Source organism: uncultured Methanobrevibacter sp. (assembly GCF_947166415.1).
Classification (GTDB): Archaea; Methanobacteriota; Methanobacteria; order Methanobacteriales; family Methanobacteriaceae; genus Methanocatella.
The window spans coordinates 1-14,446 of record NZ_CAMVEE010000018.1; the positions used below are offsets into that span (position 1 = coordinate 1).

Consider the following 14,446-nt stretch of genomic DNA (forward strand, 5'->3'; position numbering starts at 1 on the left):
TTAAGCCCCCTTACATTTTAATTTTGCCTTTGAATTTAGCATAAACAGCATAATCAATATAAGTCTTTTTGTCAATGATATCCTGTGTTTTTGGAGCTAAATCTCTTCTTTCTTCAATTTCATCTTTTACAGTAATTGTGAATCCATCACTTCCTGCACCGGATCCGTATGAAACAACAAATATTTTGTCTCCAGGTTCTGCAACATCCAGGATATTGGACAATGCAAGAGGTACGGCACCGGAATAGGTATTTCCAATATTAGGAGTGAGCAATCCTTGCTTGATTTGCTCTGATGAGAAACCTAATTTTTTACCTGCCCTCAAGTAAAACTTACCGTTAGGCTGATGGAAACAAGCATAATCATAATCTTCAGGTTTTGAGCCGGTTTCTTCAAACAGCATTTTTGCTGCGCTTAAAACATGCTTGAAGTAAGCAGGTTCTCCTGTGAAACGTCCGCCGTGAGACGGATAGTTCTGGCCTTCTCTTCTGTAAAAGTCAGGAGTGTCTGTTGTAAAACTGACGGTTGTATCGATATCAGCTATTGTATTTTCCTTACCGATAATGTAAGCAGCACCACCGGCGGATGCAGTGTATTCAAGCGCATCTCCAGGGGCTCCCTGAGAAGTATCGGCACCTATAGCCAATGCATATTCAACCATTCCAGAATCGACAAGTCCCATAGACATTTGAATGCCCGCAGTTCCTGCCTTACATGCGAATTCCAAATCCGCAGCAGTTAACTTAGGAGTTGCGCAAACTGCTTCAGCTACAATGGAAGCTGTTGGCTTAACTGCATAAGGGTGTGATTCTGAACCTACATAAACAGCACCAATCTTACTTGGGTCAATTTGAGCTCTTGCTAGAGCGTATCTAGCAGCGGTTACTGCAATAGTTGCAGTATCTTCATCAGCAGAAGGAACGGATTTTTCATTAACGATTAATCCTCTTGATAAAGCTACAGGGTTATCCCCCCACACTTTAGCGATTTCCTCTACCTTTATTCTATATGATGGCACATATGCCCCATATCCTACTATTCCTACCATTAAATCACCTTAAATTTAAATATTTAAAGACATTAAAAATTAATTTAATTGCATATATTCTATTTTTATTATTATATAAAATTAACTAAAAAATAGCTATTTATTAAACAAAACAAGAATTTTAAAAAAAGTATTTTTCAAAAATGCAGTCGCCGGGATTCGAACCCGGGTTGTAGGCTTGGAAGGCCCAAGTAATAACCAGACTATACCACGACTGCATAAAAAATGCGGCGTCCGGGATTTGAACCCGGGTCTCTAACGTGGCAGGCTAGAGTCTTAACCAGGCTGGACTAACACCGCATGAAAACTAACAACAAATAAACTTATGTTTTAATGATATATAAAGGTTTGCATTATTTACCGATTATTTGTTTTATAATCAATTTATCTTCCTGATCAACCGTTTTAATCAAAAGAATGACTGCAAAGTAAACAATGATTGAAACAGGCATTGCAATCCACATGTTTAAGTTAAAGAAGTATAAAACAATACCTAAAACACCTGATGCGAAACAAATTTTTATAAGATCATATATTAAATGCTTATCTGGAAGCTGACCAATCTTTTTAATCATATACAACTCTAAAACTAAAATCAGAATTTCACTTAATACTGTTGCAATTGAAGCTCCATAAACGGAATATTTTGGAATCAATATCAAATTTAAAACAACGTTAAATATAGCAGCCAATGAATAGATTTTAGTTACTGAATACTCTTTATGTGATGCATTAAGAATTAATGTACATGCCCCATTAATAAATAAGAAACATACAGTCCAAATCAAAATTTTTATTACTCCTCCAGCTTCTATATACTGAGCACCATAGATTCCAATTATATCATAACCATATATGCAAGTAAATACAGCTATAGGTATTGTAACTAAAGACAAATATTTTATAGATTTTACAAAACTTAAATTCAATAAATCTTTTTCGTCCTTGAACAACTTACTCATAACAGGGAAAATCACTGCTGTATAAATTGTATAAAACAGAGATAACACACTTATTAATTTATATGCAGAGTTATAAAGACCTGTAGCATATGTGGTTGAAAACTGAGTAATCATCACAATATCAATAGAATAGTAAATTGTATAGAACAGACTGGATAGTGCAAAAGGAATCCCTGCCTTGAGCAATACTTTGTAAAATGAAAAGTCAAAAGCCAATTTAGGTTTAATGATATGTCTGCGCAATGCAAATAAAGCATAAGCCAATGCAGCAAGATTTGCTAAAATATAGGCAAATGTAATTCCTAACAATCCCCAATTTGTATAAATAACTGTTAGAATAAAAACAAAAGTTAATCCATTCAACACAATATTTGTAATAGCTTGAAACTTGATTTGTTCATGTGCCTGAAATGATGAAAAAATAACATCATGAAATGACTTGATTAAAAATTCAAAAGCATACAAAAGACATATGCCAATAACATACCTATTCCATCCAAGTAGTGTCACTACAACAAATACAACGAATAAATAAAAAATCGCTAAAAATATCTTTAGACCCAATGTATTATTCAGATATTTAGCTTCGTTTTCAACATCCGTTGAAATCGCCCTTACAAGATAATTAAATATACCAAAGCTAGCAAAAACACCTAACAAAGTTGAAATGGACACTGCAGCCCCAAAAATACCGTAATCTGATGGTCCCAAATATCTTGCCATCAATACTGTCCAAATAAATGCAAGTACACTGGTAAGGACTTGAGAAATCATCAACCAGCTCATATTTGCAAATATCGTTTTAACTTTACTAGCCATAGTTAAACCTTAAATCTTAATTGCAGTAACACAAATCCAATCGTTTTCATCATTTATATAAGCTTTGAAATCTTTAAAGCCTGTCTTTTCCAATGATTCTTTCAATACCTCTTCGGAGTAGATTTTCATGTCAAGCAGTTCGACCAAATCATCGTATTTTTCCATCTCGCCTTCCCTATAGACTGCTTCATTACAGAAAAACACCATTCCTCCTTTTTTAAGAACTCTATTTACTTCTTCCAGGTCATTGATAAAGTCAGGCCAGAAATATATTGTTTCAAATCCTGTTACAATATCAAATGTCTCATCATAAAACGGCATGTCTGAAACGGAACCCTGCAAAACATTGACGATTCCCTTATCAATGGCATCTTTATTCAGCTCAATTGATTTTTCAACGCTTACTTCTGAGTAATCGATACCGACAACTCTTCCGTTTTCAGATATCTGCTCAACAAATCTTTCAATGTTTCTTCCTCCGCCACAGCCGATGTCGAGAATCTTAGAGTCTTCATTTATTTCAAAATGACTTACTCCCCATTGAGCCATTGACTCATGGGACTTGTTCATTCTATCCAGAATCTTGTGGCCAAGCTCGCCAACAGGCTTTCTGGCGTTTTTAATCAGTTCCTTATCTTCCATATTATGGCCAGTATTTACCTTTTCACTCATAATATCACTATTTTTTCATTCCTTTACGTGTCTTAATAGCTTGTCCAGTTTGGAATTCCTTAATTTCACATGCCCCAAGCAATGCCTTACCATAGGCCAGGAGCTTGTCTTCCTCATTTACTATTAAAACCTCATCATTTGATCTTATATCATCATCACAGTCAACGACAAACTTGCAGAATACGCTTTTTCCATCAAGAGCAAAAGGCTCTGAATCCTTATTGACGACAACCCTATTTTGAGGATACGGCATTGCATTGTGAAGCCTTTTTGCACCTTCTTTTGATAGAACCAAAAAGGAATCTGATGCCCTCATATTTACTAAAAGCACTTTGCCGTCATAGATATGTCTTATCTTTCCGGTTTTCTTACTTTTTTCTATATTAATGTTTCCTTTAAATAACGCTTCACCGGCTCCAACGCCGAACTGGTAATCCGCAATAGCTTTAACCTTTTTGATGTCATCTTTTTGATATCTGATTTCATCTGAAGAGATGCATTTATTGTATAATCCAATTTGCAAGTCTTTAATTACTCTTGAATGAATCAATACCTGTTCATAGTATTCAACAAATTCTGAGATGAAATCCTCCACAAATTCAATGCTGTCAACATCACGAGTTTTTGGAGCGTCATTTTGGCTTAATGGGTAAACCTCATCAATTTCCAATGGAATCAAACCGAAAGGAATATCCAAAACCATGAAGTCTGTGTTGTCCAAATCGATTTCCTGTTCCGCTCCGTAAATGTAAAATTCCCCAAGCTTTCCTGAAATGAATTTGGAGTACGGCTTTCTTGTTGGGGGCAAAATAATCAAATCTCGTTTTTTAGGCATTTCACGTAATTTCTGCATGTGCCTTAAGACTTCAGACCTGCACAGGGATTCAGGACCTGTATAGAAAAACGCTGACTTTTTGCTTCTCGGGTCATATTTTTCCAAAACTTGTGAATAGTTTCCAAGCTGCCTTACTGCTTCAAGAAGTGCAGGATGAGCTCTGCATCGCTCTTCGACAAGTTCCATCAAACTTCCTTCATAGATTGCCTGTCTGATTAATCTTAACTCTGCAAATGAAACATGCAGGTTGTGTTGAGCAATCAAATCTCTTCTCTGCTCTTTCGGCATTGCCCTTAACTCATCAGGAGTGTATTTGCAGCACACTTCACATGAACACGGCATCTCCTGCAGGTTTTCCAGTTTGTAGGTTCCTCTTGTTGATAAAAGCCTGTCATCTTCAGCATACAATATGTAAGCTGCAGAATCGAACAAATCACAGCCCATTGCAACACATAACGCAAATATCATAGGGTGTCCTGCACCCATCAAATGGCGAGCTGTGCTGTCCGGCAATTCCTTCATGGAATTCATTACAACATCAACCAAATCCTTGTAGTGATATGACTCCATCAAAGGAACGACTGCACCAATCGGATACAAATCCGCATCCAGCTTTGAAAGTTCACGTGCACACTCTCTTCTCAAATCGAGAAATGTTGACCCCTGAACAACTGAATTCAGAAGCATTTCCATATTCTGGTCTTTTTTATATTCAACTGCTTCACGAGCCCTTTCAAGGGTGATTTCCAAATCGCTTTCAGCTTTCTCACGTTCAACAAAAGGAGCGGTAGGAATGTCAAGGCTTGTTCCGATGTCTGTATTGATTAATTCCTGAAACTCAATGACCTCCTTGTTTGTAATTTCCACATCACCATAGACTGAAAGCTGAAATGAACCTGAATCCGTCATGATTGGACCATCGAAATGAATCAATTCATGTAAACCCTTTTCAACAGCTTCCTTTTTTAAATCGTCATCTTTATAAATTAGATATGCATTAGTAATTACAATATCCGCACCATATTTAGCTACGTCGATTGCTTGTTTGCGCGGATGAATAACGGGCATCAATGCTGGTGTTTTTACATTTCCATGCTTGGTTTTTAAAACGCCAACCCTACCCATATTATCTTTAGCTTTAATTTCAAACATTTATTTTACCTACAAACTTTAATTAAATTAACTTTAATTTAAAAATTATATAAATTTTACTTATTTTATAAATAATAATTAAAAAACTTATGAATTAAACTATTTAAAATATAAAATTAATTTATTCTTAAAAAATAATATTTTAAACTCATTTAAGTAGAAAATAAACAATTAATTAATTTTTAAATATTTACAATATTTTATAAAATATAAACCTTATATAATTATTTGATACAATGAGTTATGAAAATGATGCAAGAATAATAAATGATGATGTCTTTGACCTAATCAACTCATGTTTCGATGAGGAAAGAAGTAGTCGAAATAATGAAGGAAGGGTCAATTTTTTTAATACTTATAATGAATACTTTGTTTTAACAGATGACGGATCTTATTCTATTAATTCTAAGGAAATAAACAATAAAATTGAAACGCTCCATACATCTACAGGAGCAATAAGTGAGTCATTTGAGAAGTTTATCAAACCAATGAAGTTTGACTACACAAAAGATATTGCCATTCTGGACATCTGCGCAGGAATGGGGTACAATTCATCAGCCGCTATTGATGACTTTTTAAAGAAGGAATCCAATTCAAATTTAAAGATAGATATGGTGGAAATATCTCATGCCACACTTGCATGTGGTCTTTTGGTTCCATCACCAATCAAGGCTCATGATATAACCAAAAAAGCCATTGAAGAGGAACTTATTCGTCAAGACTATGCAACATTAAGTTTGGAGGAATGTGAAATTCCGGAAAACATCGATATCGATGTCTATATCGAGGATGCACGCCAAACCGTACAGAAACTGGAAGACAATACATACAATGCGATATTTCTTGATCCGTTTTCACAGAACATGGCTCCAGAACTGTTTTCACTTGATTTCTTCAAGGAGTTCCGGAGAGTCATAAAGGATGACGGCATCGTTGCAACCTACACTTCAGCAGCTCCAATCAGGGCGGCATTTATCGAAGCAGGATTTTTTATCGGCCAAGGCCCTATTTTCGGTAGAAAGCAAGGCGGAACACTCGCAAGTCCAAATCCATTGATGCTAGATACTGCCCTTCCGAAAAATGATGAGATACGAATTGCATTGTCCGATGTTGGAATTCCGTTCAGGGATCCTAATCTAAACAATACAAGCGAATACATCCTTGATGCAAGGACAGAAGAAAGACATGATGCCCGCCACAACACAAAAATATCATCAGCCGTTAAAACACCAATATTTTTAGCCAGTGAAATGGATGATGAAAAGCTGAAAAGGCGTGTTGAACGTAATCTGAAAAAAATGAATATACCATCAACAACATCTCCTGAAGCTTATTATATCGTTGAGTGTGAAAATGACTACACAAAAAAACAGGACGCTGAAAACAACTCAACAAATAGAATTCTGGAAATGTCTAAAAGATTAAAAAAAGTAAAATCTGGAAATTATGGATGTACATAATTTCCGCTTTTCAATGTATATGCATCTGCTTTTGTCGAATGGATAGGATCTGATACCGGAGTTAAATCTCCTCCACTATCACCACGATTTTGTCCAAATATGGACCAATCACAGTCACAGTCGGCACAGAAAATTCCTCCTTCAGCAGAAGAACCTTCATGATGGCCTGTTGCAGGGAAAACACCAACATTAGTATATTCGTTTCCTGCCCAGAAAATGCTCCAGTAAAGATTATGTCCGCCACAGTAAGGACATTCCCTTATGAATTCTCTCTGATAGAATGTATATCCATACACATATTCTTCACCCATACCTGAAGGTCTTCCGATAGCCAGTATAGTATACCCATCACTGGAAATACCATATTTATTATATCTCATACCTTTACTATCTTTCAAAGTATGGATTTTGGTAGTCTTAGTGAATCCGGTAGTCAAATCTGTGATTACTACAGTATGATCACCATATTTCAGGTTTATTGGCACAGATGCTGTACCATATACATTGGTACTGGTTGTGTATGTCTTATCGTCAATCTTGATTTGCACTTTAGCATGACTTGCACGTTCACCCTCTAAATCTAAAAGGTCAACATAATACCTGCTGGAAATGCCTTGCCTGGTATACATGTCACCTGCCAGGATTGTCTGTGAGCAGACAATGATTTTTGCAGCACCTGAACATCCAGTATACGGATCAACAACCTTTAATGCATGGGTGCCTTTAGCCAATTTATATTTAAGGGTTGCAACACCTTTATCGTTTGTTTTAATGGTGAATGTTTTCCCATTTAAATGAATTTCAACATTTTGGTCTTTTATTAGATTTTCATTTTTGTAAAGGGTCACCTTAAAGGAAGATGTTTGGCCGGAAGGTGCATAAGAAGTTTTGGTAAAGTATATTGTGCGGAACACTTTTACAGTTTTTGTCACTTTTTCACCAGTAACCGGATTTGCGATATTGACTTTGTAAGTACCCGGATTCAATCCTATGCCCATATATGCTACCCCATTAGCATTGGTCTTTTTAGTATAAGTCTTTCCATTGATTATGAAATTGACATTATGATTAGCTAAGAGCTTATTTGACTTATCATAAAAGGTAGCTGGCAAACTTTTACTGCTTTTATAATGTTTGCTTAAGTCCTCAGACACAATAGATGAATGTATATCGATTTTATTCAGGACTTTATAACCTGTAGGATGAACAGAATATACTGAATGAGTCCCAAGGCTTAAATCAGATACGCTGAAAGATGCGACACCATTACTATTTGTTTTTGCTGAACGTTCCTTTCCGTCAACTATGAATCTGACAGCAGCATTGTTCAATGGTACACTTTTACCAATGAATTTTGCTGAAAAAGCAGCGTTTGATTTGTAAGATGCAACAAGATCCTTTGCTATTATTGGAACTAAAACATTGACTTTGTTAGTTGTTTCAACTCCACAGCAGTAGGCAGAAATAATATAAAAACCAGTGTTTATATTAAGCTGAATAGATGCCTTACCACTAGAATCTGTTACTCTTTTGTAAGTAGCACCATTAATTTTAATAGCGACAGTTTTACCGCTTAAAGGTTTTGAATCCTTAAGCAAGGTTACCTCATAACCGGAACCGTCCTTGTAATACATTTTTACATCTTTACCACTGATTGAATAAACAGGAGTGGCAGATAATATTTCATTAACATCTCCGTTATTAACGGATAATACATCATCACTAACGTTATCATCGTTAGTGGCTGATAACACATCACTAGCGTTATCGCTATTGCCGGATGAAACCTCTTGGGAGATTGAATCTTCACTAACTGAAGACAACTCTTCATTTGAAATTACTTCAATTGAATTCGAAGGAGGCTCATCCTCCACATCACTAACTGTCAAGTCGTCACTTGAATTTGTTTCAACTGCAGCAACTGCAGAAACGGACAACATGAAAATTAGAGTTATTAAAAATAAAATTTTCTTATTAAACATAACGTTAACCCCATTTAACATTTTGTTCTCACTTAATCATATTACTCTTTTTCTATAAAAAGCTTTTTATTATCTAAAAAAGCATAAATAAGTCCGATTTATAAAAATTAAGCCAAAATATGTTTATAAATAATATAAAAAGATTAAACTAATTGAAATTTAGATTAAAAGACAATATCCTATTAAAACCCAATTCATAAAAATTAACTAAAATGAATAAATAGCTTAAAGGTCCACAACGATTAAGATTAAAAAATAATTAATAATCATGATTAAAATGATAAAATACAAATTATAAAATATTTAATCAAAAAAACAATAAATTTAATATTTATAATTAAAAATTAAAGCTTAAATAATAAAAAAAGAGTAAGGTTTGAAAAAACCCTATTCCACTGTTACACATTTAGCTAAATTCTTAGGCTTGTCAGGGTCATGACCCTTTTCAAGAGTGATGTAATATGCTATCAGTTGCAGAGGTACAATATATACCAGAGGTGCAATGATTTCCTTAACATCACCGTTGATTGCAATCACATCATTTGCTTTAGCTTTCAATGATTCATCATCAGCTGATCCTATAGCCAATACATAGGCTCCACGAGATTTGACCTCTTCCAAATTACTCATTGTTTTCTTGTAATTGTCTCCAGGAGGAATTACAACAACAACTGGAATTCCTTCATCAATCAAAGCCAAAGGACCATGTTTCAGCTCACCTGCAGCATATCCTTCACCATGGATGTATGTAATTTCCTTGAGTTTGAGCGCACCTTCAAGTGCTGTCGGATAGGAATATCCTCTTCCAAGATAGAAGAAGTCATCTGCAAAGTTGTATCTTTTTGAAATGTCTTTAATGTATTCAACATCTTGCAAAGCTTCATCAATGAAATCAGGAACCTTTTCAAGCTCTTTAAGCAATTCCGCATTTTTGGAAATCAATACTGAGAACAGATAAATTGCAGTAAGCTGTGCAACATAGGTTTTTGTTGCTGCAACCCCAATTTCGGGACCTGCTTGGGTTTGAATTACATACTGGGCCCTTCTTGTTATTGATGAACCAGCCACATTAACTATTCCTAAAGTTTTGGAAGTTTCATTAGCCACATCCAATGCCTTAAGTGAATCTGCAGTTTCACCGGATTGTGATATGAATATCACCAAAGTCTTATCGTTTAATGTATTTGCGGAATATTTGAACTCTGAAGCAAGAATAACATCTGTTGGAATTCCCGCTAAGGATTCAATTAAGTATTTTCCGGTTAATGAAGCGTGATAAGATGTTCCGCAGGATACAAAGCATATCCTTTGGATATCCTCAATGTCATCAATGATTTCCTGAATATTTTCTTTTTGGGTTAATGTATTTCTGACTGCGGTTGCCTGTTCATTTATCTCTTTTATCATGAAATGGTCATATCCTTCCTTTTCAGCCATTTCTGGTGTCCAGGTGATAGTGTCGATTTCCTTGTTTACAACATTATCGAATTCATCATGAACAACAACTCCATCTTTATCCAAAATAACAATTTCCCCTCTTTCAGGATATATTATATCACGAGCATATTTTAAGATAGCCGGAGAATCTGATGCTAAGTAATATCCATCTTCTCCAAGCCCTACAATCAATGGAGAATCTTTACGGGTTGCAACAATTTTATCAGGTTCTTTTTTAGAAATAGCTGCAATTGCATATGCTCCTTCAAGAATATCGATTGTTTTTCTGACTGCATGTTCAAGATCGAATTTTTCATCCATGAATTTCTGAATCAAATGAGGAATGACCTCTGTATCAGTATCTGACTTGAAAACATGTCCTTCAAGAATTAGTTTTTCCTTGATTTCCAGATAATTTTCAATGATACCATTGTGAACAACAGCAATACTGGTATCTTCATCAACATGAGGGTGTGAATTCAATTTTGAAGGATCCCCATGTGTTGCCCAACGCACGTGTGCGATTCCGAAGTTTCCAGGCATATCCTTGAGGTCCAATTTTTTATCTACCTCTATAATCTTTCCTGCATCCTTTTTAATATGTATCTTATCATTGTCAAATGTGGCCAAACCAATTGAATCATATCCTCTGTATTCTAATTTAGAAATACAATCGAAAAGGATTGGTGCCACATCATCATCGTTTTTTAAAATGCAACCAACAATTCCACACATCTAATCACCTTTGATAATCGTAAATATCTTTATAGAGATTTACAACATCTCCAATTATTAAAATAGCCGGAGTGTTAATTTTCTTATCTGAAATATCAGCTAATGTTCCAAATACAAGATTTTCATCAGGCAATGTTCCGCTTTCAACGACACAAACAGGGGTGTCGGCCGGACGATATTTCATGATTTCAGTTGTATTTTCCTTGATATTTCCTATTCCCATTAAAATAATTAATGTATCAGCAGTATAGTCCCAATGCACTTGACTTTCAGGTTTTGTCGGATCTTCGTGGCCAGTGACAATAGTAACGGATGTTGCTACTGCCCTGTGGGTTACAGGTAGTCCTAGGGAAGTTGGTGCTCCAATAGCTGAAGTTACACCTGGAATTACTTCAAATTTGATATCATGTTCCATTAAAGCCAATATCTCTTCTCCTCCACGACCGAATACAAAAGGGTCTCCTCCTTTCAGTCTAACTACATTTTCATGACATTTGGCCTGATTGATGATTAACTCATTGATTTCATCTTGAGTTTTATAATGTTCTCCTGCTTTTTTACCGACATATATTCTTTCTGCATCTTCAGGAGCATGTGCCAATATTTCTTCATTAGCCAAATAATCATATAAAACAACATCAGCTTTATTCAATGCTTTTACTGCCTTAAGAGTTATTAAATCAGCATCTCCAGGTCCTGCACCAATTAAATAAACTACCATTTTATCACTTTATAAAAATCCTTTGAAAAAGTTTAAACCGTCATCTGAACCGAACAATTCTTCACAAGCCCTTTCAGGGTGAGGCATCATAGCGCAAACAAGGCCAGATTCATCACAAACGCTTGTAATTGCTTCCATAGAACCGTTAGGATTTTTACCTTCAAATTGTAAAACAATCTGGTCTTGGTCTTTCAATAAATCAATGTCTTCTGTATAAAACCTTCCTTCAGCATGTGCGATAGGAAGCTTGATTGTTTGATTAGTTTTAAACGCTTTGGTAAATGGAGTCCTGTTTGTGGCTACTTTCAATTCAACCCATTCGCAGTTGAATTTAGGATATTCATTGGTGATGAAAATTCCTGGAACAAGTCCTATTTCACCTAAGATTTGAGCTCCATTACAGATACCTAAAACCGGTTTTTCCTCTTTAACCAATTCTTTAATTCCATCAATAACAGGAGTGATTGAAGCCATTGCTCCTGCCCTTAAGTAATCTCCATAAGAAAATCCACCAGGAATGACAATACCGTCATAGTCAGTTAAGTTTTCTTCGCTCCACCATACGTATTCCGGTTCAAGACCTGCCAATTCGCAGGCTTTGGCAACATCCCTATCACAGTTAGTTCCCGGAAATCTAATTACACCGATTTTCATTTTCTACACCTATTTACCGCATGCCATATTCTGTGGAATAACATTTATTTTGTAATCATGGATTACAGGATTACAAAGTAATCTTTCGCACATGTCTACAACATTTTCCCTTATGACTTCTCTGTCTTCACCTTCAATTTGGAATTTGATGATTTCAACAGTTTTTACGTTTTGTACTTCGTAACCGAGCAAATCTAGAGATCTTTCGATTGTTGTAGCTTCAGGGTTTAACATACCACTTTTAAGGGAGATTTTTACTTCAATATCAAATAACATCTAAAACACACCTAAAAATCAAATTTTTCATCATCTGGAATAACTCTATTGTAAACTTCAACATAAGCGTTCATGACTTCATTATCTTTGCCTTTTCTGAACAGTTCCTTATCTAGCATGTCTAAGGTTTCGCTGTCCCATAATCTGCATCCGTCTGGAGATATTTCATCACCCAAAAGGATTTTTCCGTCTTTATCCTTACCGAATTCGACTTTGAAATCAACCAAGATTATTCCTGCATCAGCGAAGAACTTGGTTAAAACTTCATTGATTTTCAATGCCTTTTCGATTAAAATGTCGACTTCTTCCTGGGTAGCTATGCCCAATGCTTGGATAAGAGAAAAGTTAAGCATAGGATCATGATAGTCGTCATCCTTATAATCCATTTCAACAACCGGAGGCTCTAATCTGATACCTTCCTGAATCGGGTATTTTCTAACCAGACTTCCTGTTGCTATGTTTCTAACAATGACTTCGATTGGAATCATTTCAAGTTTTTTTGCAATCATGACATTAGGTTCCGGTAAATCAACGAATTGGGTTTCAATGCCGTTTTCTTCCAATACTTTAAATATTTTTGATGAAATTATGGCATTGTAGGAACCTTTCTTGTCCATTACCTCTTTTCTTGCACCGTCTCCCGCAGTCATATCGTCCCTAAACTCGATTATGACTTCGTCATCGTTATCTGTAGTGAATACACTTTTTACTTTTCCAGAATTAATTAACTCTTTTTTGTTCATGATATCAACAAAACTATTAAATTAGTATATTATAATTTTTAGTTTAAATATTATATAAAAGTAGTTAATCTTTTAATATGCAGTTAAAATTAATTTAAAAAAATAAGAAAAAAAGTAGTTATAAACCGTTGATGTATTTGACATCATCGCTGGTTTGGCCGAATTTCATCCCATTCAAAGAACCATTTGGCAGTTCTGACATCACTATGAGAGGATATTCTTCATTTGGCTTAATAAACAGCTGATGAACAACATTCTGACGTGTTTTAACCACTATTTCATATGAATCATCATTGACTTTTAAATTCCCGTCCAAAAAGACCTTATTGAATGTCTGGTCCAAAAGATATTCAGGAAATTCCTCGTCAATGTTAAAATGATCCAATAACTCGCTAAAAATCATTTAATTTCATTCCATGCTTGGAAGTTTGCTTTTGTCGGAGTCGAATGTGGAACCTATAAGCTCACCGGTGTCCTTATCATATTGGCGAATGTTTCCATCATCATAGGTTACTTCACGATATGTTAGGCCTGGTTCCTGACCGCTTTCTACCATTTTTTCGCTGACAACATTTCCAACTTTTTCAACAACAGATCCTCCGCTGCTTCCAGAGCCTTCAGAAGAAGATACGCCTGTTATTTTCTCTTTGATTTTGTTGATAACATGACCAAACTGGGAACTGTCATCGACATCCATGTTCATTACGGCGAATGCGGCTGCACCCCCTATAACCAATAATGCCACTATTAAGGCAATTATTATTGTTAAAATGCTTTCCATATTATCACCTCATCTAAGTTTTTCTAATTAAAATTAATCATTCTCATAAAAATACTTTTCTATATATATGAAAAAAAATAATATATACTATACATGAATATGAAAAATGCCACAATAATACTCATATTTTTATTATGCATATTGGGACTGATTATTGGAGTCTACTGCA

The 14,446-nt window shown here is 35.3% G+C and carries 13 protein-coding genes and 2 tRNA genes; 1 reads left to right on the forward strand and 14 read right to left on the reverse strand.

Annotated features, from left to right (window positions below):
* Positions 1–10: 10 nt before the first annotated feature.
* From Q0W25_RS05220 to tgtA, 6 genes are all read right to left on the reverse strand, one after another.
* Positions 11–1,048 (reverse strand): hydroxymethylglutaryl-CoA synthase, encoded by a 1,038-nt coding sequence (locus Q0W25_RS05220; protein WP_298519751.1) that lies wholly within the window; start codon positions 1,046–1,048, stop codon positions 11–13.
* A gap of 144 nt (positions 1,049–1,192) precedes the next feature.
* Positions 1,193–1,266: transfer RNA gene (locus tag Q0W25_RS05225), tRNA-Gly, on the reverse strand.
* Between the two features lie 8 nt (positions 1,267–1,274).
* Positions 1,275–1,348, reverse strand: a tRNA-Gly gene (locus Q0W25_RS05230).
* A 53-nt stretch (positions 1,349–1,401) separates the two neighbouring features.
* The gene (locus tag Q0W25_RS05235; protein WP_298519756.1) at positions 1,402–2,829 is read right to left on the reverse strand and encodes a flippase; all 1,428 of its coding nucleotides are present in this window, start codon (positions 2,827–2,829) and stop codon (positions 1,402–1,404) included.
* Positions 2,830–2,838: 9 nt separating this feature from the next.
* Positions 2,839–3,501 (reverse strand): class I SAM-dependent methyltransferase, encoded by a 663-nt coding sequence (locus tag Q0W25_RS05240; protein ID WP_298519758.1) that lies wholly within the window; start codon positions 3,499–3,501, stop codon positions 2,839–2,841.
* Between the two features lie 7 nt (positions 3,502–3,508).
* Positions 3,509–5,488: a tRNA guanosine(15) transglycosylase TgtA gene (gene tgtA, locus Q0W25_RS05245; protein ID WP_298519761.1), complete on the reverse strand. Its 1,980-nt coding sequence runs from the start codon at positions 5,486–5,488 to the stop codon at positions 3,509–3,511.
* Positions 5,489–5,724: 236 nt separating this feature from the next.
* On the opposite strand from tgtA, the gene Q0W25_RS05250 reads away from it, so the two are divergent.
* Positions 5,725–6,948, forward strand: coding sequence for an MnmC family methyltransferase (locus Q0W25_RS05250; RefSeq protein WP_298519764.1), 1,224 nt, complete (start codon positions 5,725–5,727; stop codon positions 6,946–6,948).
* On the opposite strand, the gene Q0W25_RS05255 is transcribed toward Q0W25_RS05250, so the two are convergent.
* From Q0W25_RS05255 to Q0W25_RS05290, 8 genes are all read right to left on the reverse strand, one after another.
* Positions 6,933–8,930 carry a hypothetical protein gene (locus tag Q0W25_RS05255; protein ID WP_298519767.1) on the reverse strand — a complete coding sequence of 666 codons (1,998 nt, stop codon included), beginning with the start codon at positions 8,928–8,930 and terminating at the stop codon, positions 6,933–6,935. The two genes, Q0W25_RS05250 and Q0W25_RS05255, sit on opposite strands and share 16 nt — an antisense overlap.
* Before the next feature lie 387 nt (positions 8,931–9,317).
* Entirely contained in the window at positions 9,318–11,102 is a 1,785-nt protein-coding gene (gene glmS / locus Q0W25_RS05260; protein WP_298519770.1) for a glutamine--fructose-6-phosphate transaminase (isomerizing), read from the reverse strand.
* 4 nt (positions 11,103–11,106) lie between these two features.
* Positions 11,107–11,823 (reverse strand): uroporphyrinogen-III C-methyltransferase, encoded by a 717-nt coding sequence (gene cobA, locus Q0W25_RS05265; protein ID WP_298519774.1) that lies wholly within the window; start codon positions 11,821–11,823, stop codon positions 11,107–11,109.
* 9 nt (positions 11,824–11,832) lie between these two features.
* A complete protein-coding gene (purQ, locus tag Q0W25_RS05270) occupies positions 11,833–12,477 on the reverse strand; it encodes a phosphoribosylformylglycinamidine synthase subunit PurQ (protein ID WP_297825849.1) in 645 nt (214 codons plus the stop codon).
* A 9-nt stretch (positions 12,478–12,486) separates the two neighbouring features.
* Positions 12,487–12,753: a phosphoribosylformylglycinamidine synthase subunit PurS gene (purS, locus tag Q0W25_RS05275; protein WP_297825852.1), complete on the reverse strand. Its 267-nt coding sequence runs from the start codon at positions 12,751–12,753 to the stop codon at positions 12,487–12,489.
* 11 nt (positions 12,754–12,764) lie between these two features.
* Entirely contained in the window at positions 12,765–13,496 is a 732-nt protein-coding gene (purC, locus tag Q0W25_RS05280) for a phosphoribosylaminoimidazolesuccinocarboxamide synthase (RefSeq protein WP_297825855.1), read from the reverse strand.
* Between the two features lie 118 nt (positions 13,497–13,614).
* Positions 13,615–13,899 (reverse strand): hypothetical protein, encoded by a 285-nt coding sequence (locus Q0W25_RS05285; protein ID WP_298519778.1) that lies wholly within the window; start codon positions 13,897–13,899, stop codon positions 13,615–13,617.
* A 6-nt stretch (positions 13,900–13,905) separates the two neighbouring features.
* Entirely contained in the window at positions 13,906–14,277 is a 372-nt protein-coding gene (locus tag Q0W25_RS05290) for a hypothetical protein (RefSeq protein ID WP_298519781.1), read from the reverse strand.
* Between the last annotated feature and the right edge of the window lie 169 nt (positions 14,278–14,446).